Origin of the sequence: Joostella sp. CR20 (genome assembly GCF_038433465.1) — a bacterium.
Lineage (GTDB): Bacteria > Bacteroidota > Bacteroidia > Flavobacteriales > Flavobacteriaceae > Galbibacter.
In genome coordinates, this window is record NZ_JAESVF010000001.1 from 469,384 (window position 1) to 495,991 (window position 26,608).

22 protein-coding genes are annotated in these 26,608 nt (G+C 36.6%); 11 read left to right on the forward strand and 11 right to left on the reverse strand.

The annotated features are described in order from the left end of the window. Positions 1–12: 12 nt before the first annotated feature. The 5 genes from JMA43_RS02060 to JMA43_RS02080 form a co-directional block, all read right to left on the reverse strand. Positions 13–1,020 (reverse strand): 4-hydroxyproline epimerase, encoded by a 1,008-nt coding sequence (locus JMA43_RS02060; protein WP_342154437.1) that lies wholly within the window; start codon positions 1,018–1,020, stop codon positions 13–15. A 385-nt stretch (positions 1,021–1,405) separates the two neighbouring features. Then, positions 1,406–3,148: a DUF885 domain-containing protein gene (locus JMA43_RS02065; protein ID WP_342154439.1), complete on the reverse strand. Its 1,743-nt coding sequence runs from the start codon at positions 3,146–3,148 to the stop codon at positions 1,406–1,408. A 3-nt stretch (positions 3,149–3,151) separates the two neighbouring features. Further along, the gene (locus tag JMA43_RS02070) at positions 3,152–4,735 is read right to left on the reverse strand and encodes an aldehyde dehydrogenase (NADP(+)) (protein ID WP_342154441.1); all 1,584 of its coding nucleotides are present in this window, start codon (positions 4,733–4,735) and stop codon (positions 3,152–3,154) included. 174 nt (positions 4,736–4,909) lie between these two features. Then, positions 4,910–5,839, reverse strand: a complete 930-nt coding sequence (locus JMA43_RS02075; RefSeq protein WP_342154443.1) for a dihydrodipicolinate synthase family protein — start codon at positions 5,837–5,839, stop codon at positions 4,910–4,912. A 140-nt stretch (positions 5,840–5,979) separates the two neighbouring features. Next, positions 5,980–6,342 carry an MmcQ/YjbR family DNA-binding protein gene (locus tag JMA43_RS02080; RefSeq protein ID WP_342154445.1) on the reverse strand — a complete coding sequence of 121 codons (363 nt, stop codon included), beginning with the start codon at positions 6,340–6,342 and terminating at the stop codon, positions 5,980–5,982. Positions 6,343–6,618: 276 nt separating this feature from the next. Between JMA43_RS02080 and trhO the strand changes: the two genes are divergently transcribed. From trhO to JMA43_RS02120, 8 genes are all read left to right on the forward strand, one after another. After that, a complete protein-coding gene (gene trhO / locus JMA43_RS02085; protein WP_342154446.1) occupies positions 6,619–7,650 on the forward strand; it encodes an oxygen-dependent tRNA uridine(34) hydroxylase TrhO in 1,032 nt (343 codons plus the stop codon). Positions 7,651–8,120: 470 nt separating this feature from the next. Continuing rightward, entirely contained in the window at positions 8,121–9,290 is a 1,170-nt protein-coding gene (locus tag JMA43_RS02090; RefSeq protein WP_342154448.1) for a PSP1 domain-containing protein, read from the forward strand. Then, on the forward strand, positions 9,283–9,774 hold the full coding sequence (locus JMA43_RS02095) for a gliding motility lipoprotein GldH (RefSeq protein ID WP_342154450.1): 492 nt from the start codon (positions 9,283–9,285) through the stop codon (positions 9,772–9,774). The genes JMA43_RS02090 and JMA43_RS02095 overlap by 8 nt, the downstream gene beginning before the upstream one ends. Position 9,775: 1 nt before the next feature. Next, the gene (locus JMA43_RS02100; protein ID WP_342154452.1) at positions 9,776–12,121 is read left to right on the forward strand and encodes a penicillin-binding protein 1A; all 2,346 of its coding nucleotides are present in this window, start codon (positions 9,776–9,778) and stop codon (positions 12,119–12,121) included. A gap of 200 nt (positions 12,122–12,321) precedes the next feature. Further along, complete coding sequence (locus JMA43_RS02105) at positions 12,322–12,861, forward strand: nicotinamidase (protein ID WP_342154454.1); 540 nt, start codon at positions 12,322–12,324, stop codon at positions 12,859–12,861. A gap of 142 nt (positions 12,862–13,003) precedes the next feature. Further along, positions 13,004–13,705 (forward strand): CoA transferase subunit A, encoded by a 702-nt coding sequence (locus JMA43_RS02110; protein ID WP_342154456.1) that lies wholly within the window; start codon positions 13,004–13,006, stop codon positions 13,703–13,705. Positions 13,706–13,759: 54 nt separating this feature from the next. Then, positions 13,760–14,416 (forward strand): CoA transferase subunit B, encoded by a 657-nt coding sequence (locus JMA43_RS02115; protein ID WP_342154458.1) that lies wholly within the window; start codon positions 13,760–13,762, stop codon positions 14,414–14,416. A gap of 347 nt (positions 14,417–14,763) precedes the next feature. After that, positions 14,764–14,901: a hypothetical protein gene (locus JMA43_RS02120; RefSeq protein ID WP_342154460.1), complete on the forward strand. Its 138-nt coding sequence runs from the start codon at positions 14,764–14,766 to the stop codon at positions 14,899–14,901. A 171-nt stretch (positions 14,902–15,072) separates the two neighbouring features. On the opposite strand, the gene JMA43_RS02125 is transcribed toward JMA43_RS02120, so the two are convergent. The 4 genes from JMA43_RS02125 to JMA43_RS02140 form a co-directional block, all read right to left on the reverse strand. Further along, entirely contained in the window at positions 15,073–15,819 is a 747-nt protein-coding gene (locus JMA43_RS02125) for a succinate dehydrogenase/fumarate reductase iron-sulfur subunit (protein WP_342154463.1), read from the reverse strand. A 73-nt stretch (positions 15,820–15,892) separates the two neighbouring features. Next, positions 15,893–17,896, reverse strand: coding sequence for a fumarate reductase/succinate dehydrogenase flavoprotein subunit (locus JMA43_RS02130; RefSeq protein ID WP_342154465.1), 2,004 nt, complete (start codon positions 17,894–17,896; stop codon positions 15,893–15,895). Positions 17,897–17,908: 12 nt separating this feature from the next. Next, positions 17,909–18,568, reverse strand: coding sequence for a succinate dehydrogenase cytochrome b subunit (locus JMA43_RS02135; protein ID WP_342154467.1), 660 nt, complete (start codon positions 18,566–18,568; stop codon positions 17,909–17,911). Between the two features lie 160 nt (positions 18,569–18,728). Continuing rightward, positions 18,729–19,595 (reverse strand): hypothetical protein, encoded by an 867-nt coding sequence (locus JMA43_RS02140; RefSeq protein ID WP_342154469.1) that lies wholly within the window; start codon positions 19,593–19,595, stop codon positions 18,729–18,731. A 145-nt stretch (positions 19,596–19,740) separates the two neighbouring features. On the opposite strand from JMA43_RS02140, the gene JMA43_RS02145 reads away from it, so the two are divergent. The 3 genes from JMA43_RS02145 (at position 19,741) to JMA43_RS02155 (ending at position 22,172) form a co-directional block, all read left to right on the forward strand. After that, complete coding sequence (locus JMA43_RS02145; RefSeq protein ID WP_342154470.1) at positions 19,741–21,033, forward strand: aminopeptidase P family protein; 1,293 nt, start codon at positions 19,741–19,743, stop codon at positions 21,031–21,033. A 71-nt stretch (positions 21,034–21,104) separates the two neighbouring features. Further along, positions 21,105–21,884, forward strand: a complete 780-nt coding sequence (locus tag JMA43_RS02150) for an alpha/beta fold hydrolase (RefSeq protein WP_342154473.1) — start codon at positions 21,105–21,107, stop codon at positions 21,882–21,884. Positions 21,885–21,935: 51 nt separating this feature from the next. Beyond that, positions 21,936–22,172 (forward strand): hypothetical protein, encoded by a 237-nt coding sequence (locus tag JMA43_RS02155; protein ID WP_342154475.1) that lies wholly within the window; start codon positions 21,936–21,938, stop codon positions 22,170–22,172. Here JMA43_RS02155 and thiL read toward each other — a convergent pair whose 3' ends face one another. Both thiL and JMA43_RS02165 read right to left on the reverse strand, forming a co-directional pair. After that, entirely contained in the window at positions 22,173–23,231 is a 1,059-nt protein-coding gene (gene thiL, locus JMA43_RS02160) for a thiamine-phosphate kinase (protein ID WP_342154477.1), read from the reverse strand. It abuts the gene before it with no gap. 142 nt (positions 23,232–23,373) lie between these two features. Further along, positions 23,374–26,361 (reverse strand): S8 family serine peptidase, encoded by a 2,988-nt coding sequence (locus JMA43_RS02165; RefSeq protein WP_342154479.1) that lies wholly within the window; start codon positions 26,359–26,361, stop codon positions 23,374–23,376. Positions 26,362–26,608: the final 247 nt, after the last annotated feature.

Below are 26,608 nucleotides of genomic sequence, written 5' to 3' on the forward strand. Positions count from 1 at the left end.
ATTTATATCTCTTTAAATCACCTGAAATCCGTGTGCGTATGGGTCGTCATCGTCAATAATAATATTGTTGTATCCATACACCTTTGCCCAACCTTGAATACTCGGTACAATGGCGGTTTTCCCTGCCAATGTAGTTTCTTCTTCAATACGACCAATAAATTGCGAACCTATAAAACTTTCATGTATAAACTCATCTCCAGGTTTTAGCAACCCTTTTGCGTGCCATTGCGCCATACGCGCCGAAGTTCCTGTTCCGCAAGGTGAACGGTCGATTGCTTTATCGCCATAAAAAACAGCATTTCTAGCAGTCGATTTCGGGTTGATAGGATTTCCCGTCCACAGCATATGACTCACTCCATTAATCGTTTCGTTCTCTGGATGCACAAACATATCTTTGTACTTAACGTTAATTTTTTGGCGTACTTCCTGACTAAAATTGATAAGCTTACTTGCCGAAAAATTATGTATTCCCGAAAAGTTTCTCTGCGGATCTACAATCGCGTAAAAGTTTCCTCCGTAAGAAACATCAAAAACCAACTCGCCCAACTCTTCGCAATCAATGGTAAGTTCGGTGGCCGCCAAATACGATTTTACGTTGGTAAGCTTTACCCAATCTACTTTAATTCCCGTTTGTTGGTATTCAATTTCAATAAGTCCGGCTGGCGCTTCCATCCTAATTTTCCCAGGAACTTTTGGCGTAATCAAACCTTCTTCAATAGCAATGGTAATAGTCCCAATAGTTCCATGTCCGCACATTGGAAGGCAACCGCTAGTTTCAACAAAAATAATCCCGAAGTCGTTTTCAGGGTTTATAGGCGGATACAATAAACTTCCACTCATCATATCGTGGCCGCGAGGTTCAAACATCAATCCTTTTCGAATCCAATCGTATTCTCTTAAAAAATGCTGTCTTTTCTCGCTCATGTCCTTTCCTACAAGGTTCGGACCACCACCAGCAATCACACGCACCGGATTTCCGCAGGTATGCGCATCTACACAAAAAAATGTTTTTCTTGCCATATATTTTATTATTTAGAAGCACTTTCAAAGCGCTTTCTTTTTATTGCTGTTACCCGCTTTCGCCACTACACGGTAGTTGGCTCTATCGGGGCTAGCAGGTTTCGTTTGGGTTTATTTATAAAAATCAATATGTGATGTCTCGACTACGCCTGTCTGCCGACAAAGGCAGGCTCGACATGACAGACAATTGCAAAGATTCAAAGTAGCAAAGGCGCAAAGTTTAATCTAAAAAAACCTTAACTCTTTTAACTTCTTTACTTATTAACTATCATTTAAACAATTAACCGATTCAACACTTTAACATTATGTGATGTCTCGACTCCGCTCGACATGACAGTTACAAAGTTTAATCTAAAAGCACACCTTAACTTATTAACTTCAGTTTTTACCCCTGAGTTTTTTTAGTTTTTTCTATATAACTATTCACCAATTCTTCCAAAATTGGGAGTGTAACTGTACCTTGTTGTAAAATAACTTCATGGAATGCTCTAATATTAAAATCGGCTCCCAGTTCTTTTTCAGCTTTCGTTCTTAGTTCTCTAATCTTTAACTCTCCCATTTTATACGAAATTGCTTGTGCAGGCCAACCAATATATCTATCAGTTTCTGTATTAATTTCGTGTTCCGAAAGAGCCGTATTATTTTTCATATATGTAACAACCTCATCTCTTGTCCATCCCTTTGCGTGAATTCCTGTATCGACTACCAATCTACATGCGCGCCACATTTCATAGGTAAGCTTACCAAACTCTTCGTATGGAGTTGTATAAACACTCATTTCTTGCGCTAAAAACTCGGTGTACAAAGCCCATCCTTCGCCATAAGCCGATAGATAGAAATTTCTTCTAAACCTAGGAATACTGTCTCCCAACTCTTTATTAAGCGATATTTGTAAATGATGCCCTGGCACTGCCTCGTGAGCTGTTAAAGCAGGTAAATTGTACAACGAACGACTTTCAAGTTTATACGTGTTTACCAAATAATGCCCAGGCTCGGTCTCCGATTGACTGCCAGAATAACGTCCTGCAGTGTATTTTGGTGCAATAGCATCTGGAACTTTTATAACTCCGTATGGTTTTCTAGGAAGTGTTTTAAAAAACTTAGGCAATTCAGCATCAATACGCTTTGCAATATCTCTGGCTTCTTTCAACAAATCATCTCCTGTGGTTACATAAAATTGCTCATCAGTACGTAAAAATGTCAAGAACTCTTGGAAGCTTCCTTCAAAGCCAACTTCAGCAATAATTTTTTGCATTTCAGTTTTAATTCTAGCCACCTCTTGCAATCCAATTTCATGAATATCATCTGCAGTGTATGCCGTTGTCGTGGTGTAAAAGTTTATTCGATTCTGATAAAATTCTTTTCCGCCAGGAGTTTCTGAAACACCAATAGCTTCACGAGTTTTTGGGATATATTCTTCTTCAAAAAAAGTTTTTATCTTTTTAAATGAAGGAATTACATTTTTGGTAATTGCAATTTCAGCTTCTTTTAAAACAGAATCCTTTTGGTGCTGCGTAAACGTTTTTGGAAGCTTTTGAAAAGGCGAATAGAAATAGCTGTCGGTATAACTATCTACAATATGTTTGTTGTATGATGACTCGTAACCGTTAAAAATAACTTTAGGCTGAGAAACCCCTTTTTCAAGTCCCTCTGTTATTAACGCAATATTTTGATCTACAAAATGAGGAATATCGTTAAGAACATCTAAATAATGTTTTGCATCTTTATAACTCATAATCGGTTTTACACGATAATTCAAGTTAAGATGAAAGCCTTGATCTGCTTGAATGGGGTTTAAAAACATTTCATACGTATAGAAATCTACTTGATCTTTCAGTTTAAATTTTAATAATTCTGAAGAAATTCTTTCGGTTTCTGTGAGTAATTCAGCATCAATATTTTCTAGCTTCTGTAATTGCAGTTGCGCAAAATCAGCTTCTTTTTTGTACAACTCTCTGTCGTAATTTCCTAAAGGATGTTTTTCTTGTCCTTCAATTTTAAAATTATCGACTTCCTCGATTATGTTAGATAATTGCACAGAAGCATCTTCCGTTTTGCTTTTACACGAAACCAAGAAGATGCTTAAAATAAGTGCCAGATTTAATATACTGATGCTGTTTTTAAACATATTTTAAATTGATTTTTTAGAATATTCACTATCTACCAATCGCATAATTTGCAACGGATTGTCATTTTTTAAAGCTTCTGGCAACAGTTCCAATGGCCAGTTTTGGTATGCAACTGGACGTACCCAACGCGTAATTGCACTCACACCAACCGAAGTGTATTTACCATTAGTAGTTGCAGGAAAAGGCCCTCCGTGATGCATAGACGGACAAACCTCTACTCCTGTTGGAACACTATTTAAAATAAGGCGTCCAACACGCTCTTTTAAAGCCTCTATAATTACTGATTTACTTACAAGTTCGTCGCTATTTCCTAAAACCGTTCCTGTGAGTTGCCCTTCTAAAGCTTCTAAAATTTGTTGTAATTCGCTATCATTTTCACATTGTACAACGATGGAATACGGACCAAAAACTTCTTGATGTAACACTGGGTTTTTCAAAAATTCACTTCCCGTTACAGTAAGCACTTTTTGTTTTCCGAAGTTAGGCGAAGCTTCATTATCAAAACTTGCAACAACATTGGTATTGCTTTGTGCAGCGGCAGTTTCGATTCCGTTTTGGTAGGCTTTGCAAATATTAGGATGCAACATAGCGGTTGGTTCAATTTGTGCAATTTCATTTCCTAATTCAGCAATAAAACTATCTAGAGCATTACTCTTAACTGCCAATAACAAACCTGGGTTGGTACAAAATTGTCCTGCACCTACGGTAATTGACCCCGCATATTGTTTTGCCCAAAAGCTCCCTTTTTCTTCGAGTGCCGATGGCAAAATAACCACTGGATTAATACTTCCCATTTCAGCATAAACAGGGATTGGCTCTGTGCGTTCGTTTGCCAATTTGTAAAGTGCTGTTCCTCCTTTTATACTTCCTGTAAAACCAACAGCTTTTACTTTTGGATGTTTTACAAGTTGTTGCCCAACTTCAATTCCGCTACTGTTTACGTTCGAAAAAACACCATTTGGCATATTTGTTTTTTGAGCAGCTTTTATTATTGCCGATGCTACAAGCTCGCCTGTTGCTGCGTGCATTGGGTGACTTTTTACAATTACTGGGCACCCTGCTGCTAGCGCACTTGCTGTATCGCCTCCAGCTGTTGAAAATGCTAACGGAAAGTTACTCGCTCCAAAAACTACTACGGGACCAATTGGAAAAAGCATTTTTCGAATGTCTGGTTTTGGTAGCGGTTCTCTATCTGGTTGTGCTGTGTCGATGGTAGCTTCTACCCACGAACCTTCTTCTAATAAAGTGGCAAAAGCACGTAATTGCCCCATTGTACGACCGCGTTCTCCGCGTGCTCTTCCTTCAGGCAATCCAGATTCTGCCATGTACGCATGGATAAGTTCATCGCCTAGCGCTTCAATTTCATCAGCAATAGCATTTAAAAAACTTGCCTTTTTTGCTCCTGAAAAGTTTTTATACTCCTGAAAAGCTTCCGAAGCTAAAGAAACAGCAGTGTCTATTTCGTCGGCTGTAGCTTCATGAAAAGTCCATTCGGTTTCTTTATTCTCTTTCGGATTGAATGTTTTATAGGTTTTAGTACCTGTTGCAGTTAGTTTTTCGCCAATATAATTTTTTCCTGTAATCATTTTAAAACCTTTTTTATTTATCATTTAAAATATGAATAGCCATTACTCCAAAAGTTGAAATTCACTTTTGGAATAATGACTTTACTCACAAAGTGAGCTTTAGAATACCTCAACACTAAAGTCGAAATATTTTTATGTTATGCTGTTAACTAATAATCAAATTTATCTTGAAAGCTATACAGTAGCAACTCTCAATGCTTTGTAATCTGGTAAAGTTGGGCGGTTTTTCATTCCGTTTTCAATAACTTTTAAAACACGCTCACGCTCTTTTCCTTGCAATGGTAATCTTGGTGCTCTTACAGTTTCTGTACCGATACCTGTTGCTACTTCTGCTAATTTAATATTTTGTACCAATTGCGGATTGATATCTAACTCCAATAATGGTAAAAACCAGCGGTAAATAGCAAGTGCTTCTTGATTTTTTCCTGCTTTTGCCAATTCATAAATTGCAACTGTTTCTGCTGGAAAAGCACAAACTAAACCTGCAACCCAACCGTCGGCACCCATAAAGATACTTTCTAAACCAAGTGTATCAACACCTGTTAAGACTTTTAAACGGTCTCCAAATCTGTTTTTTATACGTGTAACATTCGAAATATCGCGTGTTGACTCTTTTACTGCTTGAATGTTTTCGCATTCCAACAATTCTTCAAACATATCGAGTGTAACTTCAATTCCGTAATCAACTGGGTTGTTGTAAACCATAATTGGCAAATCGGTGCTGTTGGCTACTTCTTTAAAATACGTAACAGTTTCAAAATCGTTTGCTTTGTAACGCATCGGCGGAAGCATCATCAATCCACTTGCTCCATTTTCTTTTGCAATTGCAGCAGCTTTAATTGCGCCTTTGGTAGTTTGTTCTGCTACATTAATGATAACAGGAATTTTATTATCAACAATTCTTACCGTCTCTCTAATTAAAGTCACTTTTTCTTCATCGGTTAAAGTACTTGCTTCTCCAAGTGTACCTCCAAGAATAATTCCGTTTACACCCGCTTCAAGTTGTGCTTTAATATTTACTTCAAACATTTGTAAGTCTAAAGTATCATTCTCATTAAATTTTGTTGTAACTGCTGGCATTACGCCTTCCCATTGTACCTGCATTGCTTTATAATTTATGTTTACTACAAAGCTATGGCAATATGTAAAAGTTTGTTTCAAGGATGTTACCCACAATTATGCAAATATTATCCCTTTTATTATTTTAAATGAATTTTAAAGTGAATTTACACTGATAAATAAAACTAGATTAATTGATCTCTCACTTTCTTCGGAAGTCCTTTTACAACCATTTCGTAAGAGTGGTCGATTAGTTCTTTTAAAAATGAAGTTGTTATTTCTGAAGAATTTAAAAAAACTGTATTCCAATGTTTTTTGCTCATATGATAGCCTGGTTGAATACTTTCATACGAAGTACGAAGTTCTAACGCCCATTCGGGATTGCATTTTAAATTGATGCTTCTCTCGCCAGCTTCCCATTTTTCGAGTCCGCAGAGCGCAAACATCTTTCCACAGACTTTAAAAACTAGCGTGTGTTTGTCAAACGGAAAGTCTTCGGTAACTTCCTTTTTGGAAAGACAATAGTTGTAGAGTTCTTCAATGTTCATTGCGTTTTTATAATCGGATTGCAACTAAAGGTAAGGAAGTTTTTAAAAACCTTGGGGTTTCTAACTTGACATTCATTTTATTTAGAATACTATGAAACCGAGCAAAGTCGAAAAGAAAAACCAGCTAAGGTTTTAGAAACCTTAACTGGTTCTATTTTTTTACTCATTAACTTTTATTCAATCAACATACATTCTTACTTCTAACACAATAATTCCAAAGCAATAAAAAATCCGTACTTTTGCAAAAAATATTCTTTAACTTAAATATAGTATAGCATGCAACTGTACAATAACTTAAGCGCCGAAGAAAGAGCAAAACTCATAGAAGAAGCTGGAAAAGAGCGCCTTACTATATCTTTCTACAAGTACGCAAAAATTGGAAATCCAGAAGTTTTTAGAAACCACTTATTTATAGCGTGGAACGAACTCGATGTACTCGGGCGTATTTACGTGGCTCACGAAGGTATAAACGCACAACTATCGGTACCTGCCGATATGTTTAATGCTTTTAAGGCACACCTTGATTCGATTACATTTTTAGAAAACGTTCGTTTAAATATCGCTTTAGAACACGATAATTTTGCCTTTTTAAAACTGAAAATAAAAGTGCGTTCTAAAATTTTAGCAGACGGACTAAACGATGATACTTTCGATGTTACCAACAAAGGAGAACATGTAGATGCTCAAAAATTTAATGAGCTTATAGACGACCCAAATACTATTTTGGTAGATATGCGTAACCATTACGAAAGCGAAATTGGGCATTTTAAAAACGCCATCACACCAGATGTTGATACTTTTAGAGATTCTTTACCAATTATTGAAGAAGATTTAAAAGAGCACAAAGAAGATAAAAACTTGGTAATGTATTGTACTGGCGGAATTCGTTGTGAAAAAGCAAGTGCATACTACAAACACAAAGGGTTTAAAAATGTTTTTCAGCTCGAGGGCGGTATTATAAATTACGTACGTCAAGTTGAAGAAAACGCACTTGAAAACAAATTTATTGGGAAGAACTTTGTATTCGACGAGCGCCGTTCAGAAAGAATTAGTGAAGATATTATTTCTCATTGTCATCAATGTGGAAAGCCGTGCGATACACATGTAAACTGTGCCAATGAAGCTTGCCACCTACTTTTTATTCAGTGTGAAGAATGTGCCGAAAAAATGAATCAATGTTGCTCTAACGAGTGTATGGATATTGTTGCCCTTCCGTATGAAGAGCAAAAAGCTTTACGCAAGGGTAAAGGGGTAAGTAATTTAATCTTTAAAAAAGGAAGGTCGGAAGCTTTAAAGTATAAAAACTAATTATGATTGTTTGTAAAATGATTGTCTGTAATCTGTTAAAATATACTGTCACCTCGAGCGTAGTCGAGAGGTTATTTGGCTTAACAGCTTTAAATAGGGTCTCGACTACGCCTGTCTGCCGACAAAGGCAGGCTCGACCTGACATTTTAATCTTGGCATGATACATTACGGATATTCAAAAACTAACGCTCCTTTTTCAGTATAAAAAGAATTGCTAGAAGGTCTGTTTACAATTTTTAAGTAGAAGAAATTTTAAAAAGACTAAAAATAGTATCTTTACGTATTCATGTAGTTTAAGCTAGATGAAAATATGTTGCTTTACATTAAAAAATAAGGCTTCAGAAGAAAATAAAACACTTTAAAGTTTTTGTTGAAGTGTTTCAACTCACCAAGTGAGGAAAATATTTATGAACCATACGAGCGTATCGAGAAAAATATTTTTTTAAGTATGCTCTTCAATATATAAAATTATGGGATGTAGCAGTTGTTCAACCGGTAAGGATGGGCAACCACGTGGGTGTAAGAATAACGGTACTTGCGGAACCGATGGTTGTAATAAACTTACTGTTTTTGATTGGCTTTCTAATATGTCGCTACCAAACGGGCAAAAGCCTTTTGATTGTGTAGAAGTTAGATTCAAAAATAGTAGAAAAGAATTTTTTAGAAATTCAGAAAATTTAACCCTTTCTATTGGAGATGTGGTAGCCACAGAGGCTTCCCCTGGTCATGATGTTGGTGTAGTTACCCTTGTGGGAGAATTGGTTAAAGTACAAATGAAGAAGAAAAAGGTAGACTTTAACGATGAAAATCTGCCGAAAGTATACCGAAAAGCTTCACAAAAAGATATCGATATTTGGCAAGAAGCTAGAGATAGAGAAGCCGAAGTTCAGAAAAAATCGCGTGAGCTTGCAATTAGTTTAAAGCTTCAGATGAAAATTTCTGATGTAGAATTTCAAGGCGATGGCTCTAAAGCTACTTTTTATTATACTGCTGAAGACCGTGTAGATTTCCGTCAGCTTATAAAAGATATGGCACGTGCATTTAGCACCCGTATCGAAATGCGCCAAATTGGTTACCGACAAGAAGCGGCTCGATTGGGAGGTATTGGTTCCTGCGGAAGAGAACTTTGTTGTTCTACATGGCTTACTGATTTTAGGTCGGTTAACACTGCATCGGCACGCTACCAACAACTTTCGCTCAATCCACAAAAACTGGCTGGACAGTGCGGAAAATTAAAATGCTGTCTAAACTACGAGCTCGACGCTTACCTCGATGCTTTGACAGAATTCCCAAGTCAAGACCAACGCTTAAAAACGCAAAAAGGAGACGCTGTTTGTCAGAAAATAGACATTTTCAAGCAACTTATGTGGTACTGCTACGATGGCGAATGGGCAAATTGGTTTGTGCTTACCACCGAGCAAGTAAAAGAAATTATCAGTTTAAATAAGAAAAAACAACCCGTAGTTAGTTTAGAGGAATATGCACTCGACTTAACTGCCGATACTAAAACCGAGTTTGAGAACGTTGTAGGTCAAGATAGTTTAACACGTTTTGACAAACCAAAAGCGTCGAAATCTCGTAATAAAAACAAAAAAAGACGTCATAACAATAACAGAAGGAAAAAATCCAATAATGCATAAACAACTTGTTTTTTTATGTCTTTTTACAACCCTATTTGTAGCTTGTACAGATAGTAAAAGTGTATATAACGAGTATACGGCAATACATAAAAATTGGGCCAAAGATGCCGAAGTAACTTTTGAGTTTCAACCAAAAGACACATTGCAAGCGTATAACCTATTTATCAATATTAGAAACGACAACGATTATAAGTTTAGCAATTTATTTTTAATCGTAAATATGGATTTTCCTAACGGGAAAACAATAGCAGACACCTTGGAATACGAAATGGCAAAACCCAATGGAGAATGGCTAGGAAAAGGATTTTCTTCTTTAAAAGAGAATAAACTTTTTTACAAAGAAAATGTAATTTTTCCGAGCATGGGAAACTACCGTATTACAGTGGCGCACGCAATGCGTAAAAATGGTTCTGTAACAGGCGTAAAGTCCTTAGAGGGTATTACAGACGTAGGTATAAGTATAGAAAAATCAGCTGAAAAATAAAATGGCAAAAAAAGTATCAAACAAAAAAACTAAAGGAAACACTACCGGTTTTAGAAAGTATATCGTGTGGTTTTGGCGACTTTTCGCAGCCGGAGTTATCTTTGTATTTCTTATTTTTTTACTAGCATCTTGGGGTGTTTTTGGAGCGCTACCTTCTTTTGAAATTCTAGAGAATCCGCAAACCAATTTAGCTTCAGAAATTATTTCTTCTGACGGAAAAACACTTGGAAAATATTACTTAAACGACAACAGAACACCTGTTGCTTTTGAAGAACTTCCAGACCACTTGGTAAATGCTTTAATTGCTACGGAAGACGAACGCTACTACGACCATTCTGGTATTGATGCCTGGGGGACACTTCGTGCAGTTGCTTACATGGGAACCAAAGGTGGAGCGAGTACCATTTCGCAACAGCTCGCAAAACAGCTGTTTACTGGTGTGGCTTCTACCAATATTGTACAGCGTATTTTACAAAAAATAAAAGAGTGGATTATTGCAATTCAGCTCGAACGCCAATACACCAAAGAAGAAATTATTGCCATGTATTTTAATATTTACGATTTTGGTAATAATGCTGACGGAATCCGCTCTGCAGCACGAATTTATTTTGGTGAAGAACCTTCAAACCTCAACGTTGAACAATCGGCTATGTTGGTAGGAATGTTCAAAAACTCATCGCTTTACAACCCACGTAGAAACCCTGTTGGTGTTTCAAACCGACGTAATGTGGTGCTCAACCAAATGTATAAAAACGATTTTTTAAATGAACAAGAACGCGATTCGCTAACTGCAATTCCGTTAGAAATAGATTACCACCCAGAATCGCATCGTGAAGGAATTGCTACCTATTTCAGAGAATATTTAAGAGAGTGGTTGAAGCAATGGACATCAGACGAAGATAATTACCGTCCAGATGGCGAAAAATACAATATTTACCTCGACGGATTAAAAATATTTACCACGATAGACTCTCGTATGCAAGCTTATGCTGAGGAAGCTGTTAGCGAACACATGAAGCGTTTGCAAGCTGAGTTTTTTGTACAAAATACAGACGAGCGCAATCCAACAGCTCCATTTTTAGATTTAACTCCTGAAGAAATCGAGAAAGTATACGACCGTTCAATGCGTCAGTCGGAACGTTGGAGACACATGAAATACGACCTAAAAAAATCGGACGACGAAATTGTTGCTTCTTTTAAAAAGAAAATACCAATGGAGGTATTTTCTTGGAACGGAGAAATTGACACCATCATGTCGCCACTCGATTCTTTAAAATATTACAAATACTTCTTACGTACCGGAATGATGTCTATGGAACCACAATCGGGGCATGTAAAAGCTTGGGTTGGAGGAATCAATTACAAACACTTCCAATACGACCAAGTAAAACAAGGAAAGCGTCAAGCAGGTTCAACATTTAAGCCTTTTGTGTACGCTACTGCAATAGACCAATTGCATTTATCGCCTTGCGATGAGTTTCCAGATATTTATACGTGTATCGAAGCAAATAAGTACGGAAATATTCAGCCGTGGTGTCCTAAAAACTCAAACGGAGGTTATTCAGGAGATATGTACACGCTTAAGCATGCCTTGGCAAATTCTGTAAATACCATTACAGCTCGATTAATGGACAAGGTTGGTCCGCAGCCAGTGGTAAATCTTATTAAAAGGATGGGTGTAGAATCAGAAATTCCTGCGCTACCATCAATTGCACTTGGAACGCCAGATATCTCGGTATACGAAATGGTTGGTGCCTTTGGTACTTTTGCCAATCAAGGAGTTTATGTAAAACCCGTGATGATTACCCGTATAGAAGACAAAAACGGAACCGTTCTGTACGAATCGGTACCAGAAACTCGCGATGTATTAAGTAGAGAAGTTGCCTATACAACGGTTAAATTAATGGAAGGAGTTACGCAATCTGGTTCTGGAGCTCGTTTAAGAGGTACTTGGGCAAAAAATCAGACCATGTATAAAGAAATTATTACAGGATATCCTTACGATTTTAAAAACCCTATAGCTGGAAAAACAGGAACTACACAAAACAATAGTGACGGTTGGTTTATGGGAATGGTTCCCAACTTAGTAACCGGTGTATGGGTTGGTGGAGAAGATCGTGCGACTCACTTTGCAAGTACTAGATACGGACAAGGTGCAAGTATGGCATTACCTATTTGGGGAGTATACATGAAAAAATGTTATGCCGATGAAGATTTGGATGTTTCTACTGCCGCTTTCGAAGTACCTAGCGATTTAAGTATTCGTGTGGATTGTAGCACACCAGAAGAACAAGACCCAGAAGCTACCGATACCGATTATAACGAAGGAATTGATATTGATTTTTAATATGATTGTCCACAATCTATCATAATATACTGTCACCTCGAGCGTAGTCGAGAGGTCATTTAACTTAACAAGCTTTAAATAGGGTTTCGACTACGCCTGTCTGCCGACAAAGGCAGGATCGACCTGACATTTTAATCTTGGTATGATACATTACGGGTGTTCAAATTTTTAATTTTTTCATTCCATAATACTTCAAACAGATGAAAGCACTTTTAATAGTAGATGTTCAAAACGATTTTTGTACAGGAGGAGTCTTGGCTGCCAAAGGTGGCGAAGAAGTTGCGCCTGTTATCAATAAAATCGCTTCAAAATTTAACTATGTAATTGCTTCAAAAGACTGGCACCCGCCAAAAACAAAACATTTTGACAAGTGGCCACCGCATTGTGTTCAAGATACGCATGGTGCCGACTTTCATAACGCTTTAAATGCAGAAATTATAAATGACATAGCATACAAAGGCACTGGTACCATAGACGATGGCTACTCGGCTTTTGAAGCTACAAATTTTGATTTAGCTGAAAAGTTAAAAGAACACCAAATTTCCGAAGTCTACGTAAGTGGCATTGCAACAGATTATTGTGTGCTTTCAACTGCACTAGATGCCTTAAAAGCAGGATTTAAAACTTTTGTACTTACGGATGCTATTAGAGGTGTAAACCTCGAACCAAACGACGCTGAAAAAGCATTACTACAAATGGAAAAAGCTGGTTGTATATTGGTTACTTCGGAAGAGGTTTAGTGCATTTATTTCATCAGACTTTTTGTTCTTCAGTATAAATTCTTTACCCAGAGAACTTTTTCAAATTATCACATCAACAATTCTATAAAATCACTGTTGAATTTCTTGAAATATTCGTAATTTTCAGCTAAAATTTTGAGAAATGATTAATAAGACGGTTGCATCTGTAGAAAAAGCACTTGAAGGTGTTCAAAACGGCATGACTTTTATGTTGGGTGGTTTTGGACTTTGTGGTATTCCTGAAAATAGCATTGCACAACTTGTAAAACTCAACATAAAAGAGCTCACCTGTATTTCAAACAATGCAGGCGTAGACGATTTTGGTTTGGGACTTCTTTTACAAAAACATCAAATAAAAAAGATGATATCGTCTTATGTGGGCGAAAATGAAGAGTTTGAACGCCAAATGTTGAGCGGCGAACTCGATGTGGAGCTTATTCCACAAGGTACTTTAGCTGAACGTTGTCGTACTGCACAAGCTGGAATTCCTGCTTTCTACACACCTGCAGGTTATGGTACAGAAGTTGGCGAAGGCAAAGAAAGTAGAATATTTAATGGGAAGCCACATATTTTAGAGCATGCTTTTGAAGCTGATTTTGCTTTTGTGAAAGCTTGGAAAGGCGATGAAGCAGGAAACTTAATTTTTAAAGGTACCGCCCGAAATTTTAATTCGGCTATGTGTGGCGCTGCCAAAATAACAGTTGCCGAAGTCGAAGAATTGTTACCCGCTGGGAGTTTAGACCCAAATGAAATTCATATTCCTGGGATTTTTGTACAACGCATTTTTCAAGGGGAAAAGTACGAAAAACGTATTGAGCAACGTACGGTAAGAACTAAACCGTAAGCGCTACTTGAAAACACAAAGCAACAGTACAATTCACGAATTAACAAATCAATTATGAGTTTATCAAAAGAACAAATAGCACAACGTATAGCAAAAGAAGTAAAAGACGGGTATTACGTTAACTTAGGGATAGGAATTCCTACGCTGGTAGCCAACTTTGTACGTGACGATATTTCGGTTGAATTTCAAAGCGAGAACGGCGTACTAGGCATGGGACCGTTTCCTTACGAAGGCGAAGAAGATGCCGATATTATCAACGCAGGAAAACAGACCATTACTACTTTAAAAGGTGCTTCTTTTTTTGATTCTGCTTTAAGCTTCGGAATGATTCGTGGGCAACATGTAGATTTAACTATTCTTGGCGCTATGGAAGTTGCTCAAAATGGAGATATTGCAAATTGGAAGATTCCAGGGAAAATGGTAAAAGGTATGGGAGGCGCTATGGATTTGGTGGCTTCCGCAGAAAATATCATTGTAGCTATGATGCACACCAACAGAGCCGGCGAATCGAAACTACTACAAAAATGTACTTTACCACTTACGGGAGTACAATGTGTTAAAAAAATCGTTACCAATTTGGCTGTTTTAGAGGTAACTCCAAACGGATTTTTACTTCTTGAAAGAGCTCCGGGTGTTTCAGTTGATGAAATTAAAAATGCTACGGAAGGAACACTTATCATCAATGGTGATGTTCCAGAGATGGTTTTTTAATATTTTTTCAGCATCAAAAAACATATCACACTCATTTAAAGATTATTACAATAAACTCATTTCTACTTTAACATAATTGCTTCGGAAAGCCTGCTATTTATGAAAAAAGCAATTTTAAAAAATATGTGTATTTCATCGATTTTAATATTGCTTTTAACCGATAATTCGTTTTTTATTTTAGATTTGCAATCGTTAAAAATTAACATTTGTACGAAACATCGTATAAATTTAATTTGACAACAAGTTTTAAAGAATTCACAACATAAATGTGATTTTTTAAAGAAAGTGTTATAGTTTCATGTTCCAAAGTTTAAAAAATATTACTAACCTACTTAACCATTAAGATTATGCAAGACCATGCTTTAACCTATGAAGACAACCAATCAAGCCAATCAATTCTTAATGTAGTTGGAAGCAATGTAAGAGGAACAATTACATTAATTAAAAATTTAATGTTGATAGCCAAAAAACTTTTAATGTTCTAATGCCCCAATAAAGAACATTTCCCCCATTAGTTTTTGCTAAGATTAAAAAAGGTGAGTCCGTTTGAACTCACCTTTTTTGTTTGATTTTATTATGATATTTTGAAGTTTTAATCATAAAAAAAGGGCTAAACATTAACTGCCTAACCCTTTACTTTTATATATTGAAAAATATTATTTCTTCAAGTTTGCTGAAAGATATTCTCTATTCATACGAGCAATGTTTTCAAGAGAAATTCCTTTCGGACATTCAATCTCACAAGCTCCAGTGTTTGAGCAGTTACCAAAACCTTCTTCATCCATTTGTCTAACCATGTTTAAAACACGATCTGTAGCTTCTACTCTACCTTGAGGAAGCAATGCAAATTGCGATACTTTTGCTGAAGTGAAAAGCATTGCACTTGCGTTTTTACAAGCTGCAACACAAGCACCACAACCAATACAAGTTGCTGCGTTGAATGAATCGTCTGCATTATCTTTATTTACTGGAATTGCATTGGCGTCAATTGTATTTCCAGATGTGTTTACAGAGATAAAACCACCTGCTTGCTGAATTCTATCAAAAGAAGAACGGTCTACAATTAAATCTTTAATTACAGGAAAAGCAGATGCTCTAAACGGCTCAATTGTAATTGTATCACCATCTTTAAACATACGCATGTGTAACTGACATGTAGTAACACCTCTATCTGGTCCGTGTGGCTCTCCGTTAATTTGTAACGAACAAGCTCCACAAATACCCTCACGACAATCGTGATCAAATTCAACTGGTTCTTCTCCTTTTGCTACAAGTTCTTCATTTAAAACATCTAGCATTTCTAAGAAAGACATATCCGAATCTACTCCAGAGATTGGATAATCTACCATCTTTCCTTTGGTGTTGGCATCTTGTTGACGCCATATTTTTAGTTTTAAATTCATCTTATTTAGAATTTAGTATTGAGTATTGAGTATTGAGCGTTTTATCTAACATCTCGGATCTCAATACTTGCATCTATTTATACGAGCGTGTTTTAAGCTCAATGTTTTTATATTCCAATTCTTCTTTATGTAATACGGCATCGCTAGGAGCTCCTTTGTACTCCCATGCTGCAACATATTTAAAGTTCTCGTCGTCTCTTTGTGCTTCTCCTTCTTCAGTTTGGTATTCCTCTCTAAAGTGTCCTCCACAAGATTCGTTACGGTGTAAAGCATCTTTGGCAAACAATTCTCCTAATTCAAGGAAATCTGCTACTCTCAATGCTTTTTCAAGCTCACTGTTTTTAGTTTCAGCGCTTCCTGGTACTAAAACATTTTTATGGAAATCTTCTCGTAATTCACGGATTTCGGTAATTGCTTCTTCCAATCCTTTTGCGTTACGAGCCATTCCGCATTTGTTCCACATAATTTTACCTAATTTCTTATGGTAGTGGTCTACAGAATGTTTTCCGTTATTGTTTATCAGTTTTGAAATCTGATCTTTTACATTTTTCTCAGCCTCGTCAAACTCTGGAGAATCTGTTGGGATTTTTCCAGTTCTAATATCATTAGCTAAATAATCTCCAATGGTGTACGGAAGTACAAAATAACCATCTGCCAACCCTTGCATCAATGCAGAAGCTCCAAGTCTGTTTGCTCCGTGATCAGAGAAGTTAGCTTCTCCTGCAGCGTAACAACCAGGAATAGTTGTCATCAAGTTATAATCAACCCAAATTCCACCCATGGTATAGTGTACCGCAGGATAAATTTTCATTGGAGTTTTGTATGGGTTTTCATCTACAATCTTCTCATACATTTGGAAAAGGTTTCCGTATTTATTCTCAACAACCTTTTCTCCTAACTCACGAATCTCTTCTTTACTTGGGTTATGATTTCCGTGGATAACTGCTTGCTCTTTTCCGTAGCGCTCAATAGCAGAGGCAAAATCTAAGAATACAGCTTCTCCTGTTTTATTTACTCCAAAACCAGCATCGCAACGCTCTTTTGCAGCTCTCGATGCAACGTCACGTGGTACTAAGTTACCAAACGATGGGTATCTTCTTTCTAAGTAATAATCTCTATCTTCTTCAGCTAATTCGGTAGGTTTTAATTTTCCTTGGCGAATAGCTTCTGCGTCTTCTTTTTTCTTCGGAACCCAAATTCTACCATCATTACGTAAAGACTCAGACATCAATGTTAATTTAGACTGATGATCTCCCGAAACTGGAATACAAGTTGGGTGAATTTGTGTATAACAAGGATTCGCAAAATACGCTCCTTTTTTATGGATTTTCCATGAAGCAGTAACGTTACTTCCCATCGCATTTGTCGAAAGGAAAAATACGTTTCCGTATCCTCCAGAAGCAATCACCACCGCATGAGCAGAATGACGCTCAATTTCTCCAGTAACTAAGTTTCTAGCAATAATTCCACGAGCTTTTCCGTCTACAATAACAATGTCTAACATTTCGTGGCGGTTATACGATTGTATTTTTCCACGATTAATTTGACGGTTCATAGCAGCATAAGCTCCTAATAAAAGCTGTTGTCCTGTTTGCCCTTTTGCGTAAAAAGTTCTAGAAACCAACACCCCTCCAAACGAACGGTTGTCAAGCAATCCGCCGTACTCTCTTGCAAACGGTACTCCTTGCGCAACACATTGGTCGATAATGTTTGCTGAAACTTCTGCCAAACGATATACATTGGCTTCACGCGAGCGGTAATCTCCTCCTTTTACTGTATCGTAAAACAAACGGTAGTTAGAGTCACCATCACCTTGATAATTTTTTGCTGCATTGATACCCCCTTGTGCCGCAATTGAGTGCGCACGACGTGGTGAATCTTGGTAGCAAAAAGTTTTTACGTTATATCCTAATTCTGCTAAAGTAGCTGCAGCAGAACCTCCTGCAAGTCCAGTTCCAACAACAATAACGTCTATATTACGCTTGTTGGCTGGGTTCACAAGATTAATTTTATTTTTATGATTGGTCCACTTATCTGCTAAATCGCCTTGTGGAATTCTTGAATCTAATATTGCCATAATACTTAAATCTTACTGGTTAAAAAAATGGAAAAGCGCGATGAAAATAAATCCTAACGGAATAAGGATCGCAAAATACTTTCCAAAAGTTTTAAGCGCTGGAGTGAATTTGTTGTTAAATCCAACCGATTGAAATGCCGATTGAAACCCATGAAGTAAGTGCAAAGCCAATAGCACAAATGCTACAACATAAGCCCCTACACGAAGCGGATTATGAAACTTCTCTACCAACTCGTGGTAATATCTTGTTGGATCTTCAGGAGCAACCTCGATATACTTATGGTTGATTTCTGGAAACCAAAAATCGATGAAATGCAATACAATAAAAGCCAAAATAACCAAACCGCTATAAATCATGTTTCTCGACATCCAAGAACTGTTGGCACCTGCATTGTAGCTTTTGTAGCTAATGTTTCTTGCTTTTTTGTTTCTGATTTCTAAAATAAAACCCATCACAAAATGAAAAACAACCGCAAAAATTAAAATTGGTTGCATTAAAAACTGAACCAAAAAGTTGGTTCCCATAAAGTGTGATAGTTCGTTAAAAGTACTTTCGCTAATTACAGAAGTGAAGTTGATAATAAAATGCTGTAAAAGGAAAATTAATAAGAATATAGCCGAAAGTGCCATGGCAACTTTCCTCGCTACTGATGAATTTAACATTCCGCTCATTAGTAAATATTTATTTAATACGCACAAAAATACAGTACCGATAAGTTATTAACAAACTTTCAATTCGCTTTTAGTGCCAATTTAGAATGAATTTAAAGTAATTGTTGCAAATCGATTTAAATTAAATCGCAAACGTTATATTTCAGTGTTTTTTAAATTATCATTGTCCGTTTACAACCTTCAAACCTCGAAGTCCCATATCGGTTAATTGTTCGTCAACGGCAGGTTCGTATTTTCCGTCAAAATTTACTTCTGTCCATTCAAAACTATTGTTAATTGAAAAGGAAAGTGTAATTGTGATATCCGAAGTTTCTTCTCCTGTAATTTGCAGTGTTTTATCAAACTTACCAGTAAGCACACACGATCCCTGCGGAATTGGAGAAGTTTCAAATATTGGGTTTGGCACTGTTACGGCACCTTCTGGAGCTTGTCCCGTAAGTGTGTATCCTTCAGCTTCAAAACCCCAAAATCCTTGAAGTTTATTTTGATTCACTTCGATGATATTTCCGTTTAAATCGAAAGTTTCTATGTAATTGTTATAGCCAATAAAACTCGCAATGGTTGCAGGATATTCTTGCTGATTGTTTAAAATAGTTACGGTTCCGTTTTGGTACGATGCAGAAATACGCACCCATTCGTAAGTCCCTTTTTGAATATCTCTAAGTGGAATTTCAAGAAATACTTCGTTGTTTGAAACCAATTTAGCTTTTGAAAAATCGATAGCAGTTTCTCCGCCTTTGTTAGTTTCTTCTCCTTTGTAAACAATACTTCCGTCTCCCAAAAGTGTAGTTGCCGATGGTGCCAATTCGAGGTAATGCGCACTAAAAGTATTTACTGTTGGTGTTTGAGTCGCATTTCCTTCAGCAACAACAGAAGGATTACCTAAATTATCTAAACGCTCTTGATTTTCGTCAAATTTAATCTTTACAATTAAGTTGTTTTTGGTAATCAGTGTATCGTCGATATCGTCGTCGGCACAAGACCACAACAATAGACTAGCACTAAAAATAAGGGCTAATTTTTTCATGATGTAAAATTTGGGTTATACGTGGCTAAATGTAGTAAAATAGTTTTTATACGTGTTAATTTTTAATCCCGAAAACTTTTATACTCAGTTTAACACGAAAGGCAGTTATTCTTATTAATTTTGACGAAATTCAAAAACAATAGAAATGAAGTACGATTTAATTGACAATAATCTTTTCATAAAAAACCGTCAGAAATTTATGGCTCAAATGAAGCCAAATAGCATTGCGGTTTTTAATTCTAATGATATTTATCCGATAGGTTCCGATAGCACAATGCCTTTTCAGCAGGCAAGAGATATTTTCTATTTAAGTGGAGTAGACCAAGAAGAAAGTATTTTAGTGCTTTTTCCTGATGCGCACGAAGCAAAACATAGAGAAATTTTATTTGTAAGAGAAACCAACGAGCACATTGCAGTTTGGGAAGGTGAAAAACTTACCAAAGAAAAAGCGCTAGAAGTTTCTGGAATTAAAACTACGTATTGGTTAACCGATTTTGATAAGGTTTTTTACGACATCATGACCGAAGCCGATACGGTATACTTTAACACCAACGAACACTACCGTCAATCTGTAGAAACACAAACGCGCGAAGATCGTTTTATTGAATGGTGCAAAAAGAAATACCCAGCACACAAATGGGAAAAAAGCAACCAAATTTTGCAAGAGCTACGTGGCGTAAAAGAGCCACAAGAAATTGCACTTATCCAACAGGCTTGTAACATTACCGAAAAAGCATTTAAGCGTGTATTACAATTTACAAAACCTGGTGTTTGGGAATACGAAGTAGAGGCTGAGTTTATCCACGAATTTACTCGTAATCGCTCTCGTGGCTTTGCCTACACTCCAATTATTGCTTCAGGAAATAACGCCAACGTACTTCATTATATCGAAAACAAAATGCAATGTAAAGACGGCGATTTATTACTGATAGATGCAGGTGCAGAATATGCAAATTATGCAAGTGATATGACGCGTACTATTCCTGTAAACGGAAAATTCACGGCTCGTCAAAAAGAAGTTTACAATACGGTGCTTCGCGTAAAAAAGGAAGCTACCAAAATGTTGGTACCAGGAACCATGTGGAAAGCATACCACGAAGAAGTTGGAAAATTAATGACAAGCGAATTACTCGGGCTTGGACTTCTTGACAAGGCAGATGTACAAAACGAAAATCCAGATTGGCCAGCATACAAAAAATACTTCATGCACGGTACAAGTCACCATATGGGGTTAGACACACATGATTATGGCCCGCTTAAAAAGCCAATGCAAGCAAATATGGTGTTCACCGTAGAGCCAGGGATTTATATTCCTGCGGAAGGTTTCGGAATCCGTTTGGAAGACGATGTAGTCATTCAAGAAGCTGGAGAACCATTAAATTTAATGAAAAACATTCCGTTGGAAATTGAAGAAATTGAAGACTGGATGAACAAATAAATCTAAAACTTAAGTGATAAACTGAATAGCGATTTCGTCCTTTTTAGTTTATCACTTTTTTTTGCTGAAATATGACACTTAATTTTAAAGGAGCCGATATTTTTTATGAAGACACAGGGAAGGGTTCTGCCGTGGTGTTACTTCATGGTTTTTTAGAAAATTCAACCATTTGGAAACCTTTAGAAGAAGAACTCAGTAAACGCCATCGTGTAATTTCAATCGATTTGTTAGGTCACGGAAAAACAGGTTGTATTGGCTATGTACACAGTATGGAAATGATGGCCGAAGCCGTAAAATTTGTACTCGATCATTTAAAATTAAGACGTATTTCTTTGGTAGGACATTCAATGGGAGGTTATGTTGCCCTTGCATTTGCCGAAGCACACCCAGACGATGTAAAAGGTTTGGTACTTGTAAACTCTACTGCCAGTGCCGATTCCGAAGAAAAACAAAAAAACAGAACTCGTGCCATTGCCATGGTAAAGCACAATCATAAAAGTTTTGTTAGAATGGGGATTGCTAATCTTTTCCGTCCTAAAAACCGTAAAATTTTTACTGAAGAAATAAAATCCCTAAAAAAAGAAGCTTTAAAAACTCCGCTTCAAGGTATTGTTGCCGCTTTGGAAGGGATGAAAATTAGAAACGACAGAGAAATTTTACTTCACTTCACCCCCTTTAAAAAAATGATGATTATCGGGAAGAAAGACCCAGTGTTAAATTACGAAAATCTGTTGACGCAAATACAAGATACTGAGGTAGAAACAGTGATATTTCCAGACGGACACATGAGTTTTATTGAAAACAAATCGCAATTCATCGATAATATCAGTAATTTTTTGAAAAACGTTTGATTTTTTTTAAAAAATTATATAAGTTCATAGCGCCCAAATATTATATAGCCTATGAAAACCCCAAATTTTATGCTAAAAAAAGCCGTATGCGCTGTTGTAGGACACCGCTTTGTTGTGTCGAAAAAAATCACTTCTCACATTACTGAATACCAATGTAAAACGTGTAAGTGCGAACTTACAACTACCGAAACTGGACATCTGGATATTTTAACCCCCGAATGGAAAGAAATCAACGAAACTCTTGCACAACTTTACCAAAAAAGGCATGCCGTTGAGCAAGTAGCTTAATTATGCTGTTTCGTTTTCTTGAAAAGAATTCCACCCTCTAGCTTGTAGCGGTATTTTTGTGTTGGCACGTGTTACTAAATGCATGCCTTCACTAGCTTGCGTCATATGCCCAATAATAGAAAGGTGTGGATTTCCTTTTATCTTCGGAAAATCTTCTTGTGAAATTGTAAACAACAATTCGTAATCTTCACCACCGCTCAAAGCTACTGTGGTGCTACTAATGTTGAATTCTTCAGAAGTAGAAATAACCTGAGGATCTAATGGAATTTTGTCTTCATATAAATTACAACCAACGTTAGATTGTTTGCAAATATGAATAATTTCCGAAGAAAGTCCGTCGCTAATATCAATCATCGAAGTTGGTTTAACTTCTAATTTTTTAAGCAACTCAGGGATATCTCTTCGAGCTTCAGGTTTTAATTGTCGTTCTATGATATACGAATATTGGTCTAAATCTGGTTGATTTTGAGGATTCACTTTAAAAACTTCTTTTTCTCTTTCGAGTATTTGAAGTCCTAAATAAGCCCCTCCTAAATCTCCAGAAACAACTAATAAATCGTTGTCTTTAGCTGTATTTCTATACACAATATCTTCTTCATTAGCTTCGCCTAAAGCTGTCACTGTAATGAGTAGTCCTTTGTTTGAAGAAGTAGTATCTCCACCTATCAAGTCAACTTCATACAAGTCGCAAGCATGTTTAATTCCTGCATACAATTCTTCCAAAGCTTCCAAAGGAAAACGATTGGAAACAGCAATCGATACTGTGATTTGTGTTGCCTTGGCATTCATGGCATACACATCGGATAGATTGACCATAACCGACTTATATCCTAAATGTTTTAGTGGCATATAACTTAGGTCAAAATGTACATTTTCAACCAATAAGTCGGTGGTAACAATAGCCTTTTTGTTTTTAAAATCTACAACCGCAGCATCATCTCCAATCCCTTTTATGGTTGACGAGTGTTTAATTTCGAAATGCTTGGTTAGGTGTTCTATCAAACCAAATTCTCCCAATTCTGAAATGGATGTGCGCTGTGGATTTTTATCTTCTATCATACTGCAAAGATAATTAAAGTTGAATGTAATTAAAGGGAAAGAATGGATGATGTTTTTTGATGATTAAATAAACGCAAAAAGCCAAGATTCTTAAAAACCTTGGCTTTTGCGTTTATTATTTCGGCTCTTACTTAGTCAACAACTAATTCTTCAAAAACTTAGTTCCTGTTACTTTTCCGTTTTCTTCTACTGCAACCACATACAATCCAGAAGGAAAGTTAGAAACGTCAATCATTTTATCAAATCCGTTACCAGAAGCCACCATATTTCCAGAGGCATTAAATATTTGGTACGCATCGTTTGTTTTTGTAAGTCCGTTAATTTTAATGTTGTTTACTGTTGGATTTGGGTACACAGAAATTCTTCTAATGTCATTTTGTGTAGCCAACAAATCACTTGCTTCCATGGCTGCCAATCTATCCAAAACACTACTCTTTCCTTCACTCTTTGTGTATCCAGTTACCTTAACATCGTCAATATAAACACTTGTAGTTTCATTGTAAATTTGCGTTTCAATTTTCACTTGAGTGTTTTCAGAAAACTTTATTTCTTTGTTAGAGACCAACAACGTAGCACGGTAGAAATATCCGTTTTCTAACTCTTCAAGCACACTATAGGTATCCAAAACATTCCATCCGTTTCCATTATTTATAGACACAACAACTTTATCATTATTTTTTGTAGCCGTTGCCAACACATTAAATCCGATTTCTAATTTTTCAAAAGGTAAACTGTTCATCATTGGAGTGATAATTGTAGCAATTCCCGTTTGTCTGCTACTTGCTGCAACCGATTTATTGATGCTGTATTTTCCTTTGCTAGCACCCCAAGTTCCCGACGCAAACCAATTCCCTATTCCGTTTTCAAAATCATTAAATGCAAGTTCTTCAGCAAGTGCCTCGTCAGTTAAGGTTGTAACATTAAGCGCTTCACTCATTTCACTAATATTGTTAGATGCATCTTTTGCAACTACTGTCACCTCATAGGTAGTAGAAGCCTGTAAATCGGATATTTTTAAACTTGTAGCAGTCGTTTCTGCTATTTTTATTCCGTCTAAAAAAACCACATAACCTTCCACCTCAACATTGTCGGTAGCTGGATTCCAAGTAACATCAAATCCGTTTTGAGTAACACCAGAGAATATCAATTTCTCAACTTTTGTTGGCGCATCTACATCAACAAATTTGGTTGTAAAAGCAAATGCATCGCTGTATGCCGACTCGGCTAACTCCGAACACAAAGTCCTTACTTTAAATTCATAATTGGTGTTTTGCGATAATGAACTAATGGTCAATTCATTTTCAGTAACCAACTCGGTATTCCAAGTTGTAGTGGTGTTTTTATTTTCTGAAACTACACGGTAAGCTACTTCGTAAATCGCATCTGGAACTGTATTCCATTTTAAAGTTGCACCAGTTTCAGTAATTGCTGAAGTTGTTAATTGCTGAGGAGTTTCTAAAGTACAATCGCTACTTTTTATTCCTGAAAGAATTAATGAGAAGTTTTGAGAAGCAGTTGCCAATTCTCCTTTGTGCGTTACCGTTACTATATAAGTTCCGGAAGCATTTGGGATTTCAACTTTCTCAAAAGGATCTACATTATTAACTCCCTTTTCAGCTCCACTTTGTGCTGTACTAAGTGACAATTTCCAAGGATAAAAAGGAGTTCCGTCTTCTTTTTTGGTAACTACTACATCCAAATCGTTTACTAAAACTGGTGTAGAATCGTTTAATTTTCCTTCGTTTTTAGTTGGATTTGCAAGATCAGTCCAAGAAATAGAAGCCATTAAAGTTTCTCCTTTTTGAGCTTCAACTTCAAAAGTATACACTTGTTTGTTGCTTAATTTTTCCTCGATAATTTCCGACTCAAAACCTGCTTTCGAGATTGTTTCCGCAGCTTTACGTGTATTGATAATTCCCCATCCAAATCTATAATCTGGCCCAGGATGCGCTCCAGCTTCGTCGGCTGTATGAAGTGCTAGTCCTTTTAAAGTTGCCGCACGCATAAAAGTACCATGCGTTTCTTTGTAATATTGCTGAAGTAACAATAGCGAACCCGTAACACCAGGTGCAGCCATTGAAGTTCCAGACTGACTCAAATAACTTGTGTTATCACTGCTATATGCTGAATAAACATCTACGCCTTCTCCTGTAATATCCGGTTTGATTCGTCCGTCGTCGGTAGGTCCAAAATTGCTAAATGATGCAATATCGGCACTTAATAAGTTTTCGTTTTCATCTAATACAACATTATCTGCAGCAGCAACTGTTAGTCCGTTTTTTGCAACAGCATAACCAAGTAATAAATCGTTAGCATCGGCAGCGGTTCCTACATTTGGCGCTTCGTTGTATTGATATTGTTGTGTATTTCCAGCGGCAGTAACCATTAAATAATAAGGAGCGTTGAACATAATTTCGTCCCACTCTTGCGCTTGGTAAATATATGCCCCAAAATACCAATCTGGAATGGTTTTTCCGCTAATTCCGTATGAATGGTTTGACAGTAGCAAACCGTTTGCTGCAGCTTCAGCAACTTCAGCTTCATCATTTGTCCAATCAAAAGTAACTCCTTCAGCATTAAAAGCAACACCTTTAGCCTTTGTGTCTACACCAGAAGCCATAATAGTTCCTAAAACATGTGTTGCATGCCCACTTGTACGTTTTGAATTATCACCAGATTGAATACGACCTGAAAATTCTTGATGCGTCATCAATGCATTTCCACTATCCCAAACACCTACTTGCATTCCTAAACCGTCAACATCTAAATGTAAATTTCCGGTGCGGTACAAAGAATTCGATCTTGAAGCATACACCACATTGTCGTTAAAAGTTGTGTAGTAAATTGGACTCCCATCTGGGCCCAATTGCTTAAGTTCCATAAAACCTCCATTTGGCAATTTACGCTCTAAATTCCAACCTTTGCTAAGTGCCATTTTACGAGCTTCTGCTTTTTGGAAATTTGCTTTCGCTCTTAATTTTTTAGAAATCGAAAACAATTGTGTTTTTTCTGCTTCCTCAACCGATGCTGCTTTCTGAAATGTTTGCTGAGCATTCGACACGGTAGAAATTAACACGAAGCAAATAAGACATACTTTTGCGAAAACTGAATTTTGTAGGATAGATTTCATAGTTCTTTTGATTTGGCATAACTAAAGTAGGAGTTATGTAAAATCTATCCGATAAAGTGTTCGATTTATTCGATGAAATACACAAATATATTCGACCAAATGCAAAATTCATCAATAATTGCAAACTTACACTTACTTTTATTGTAATATTTTTCTGTATATGATTGTGTAGTTTATCGATGTTTTTTACACTTAATAGATAAAATGATATTTAAACGCTAAAAAACATGATTACAAAAACTAGTTT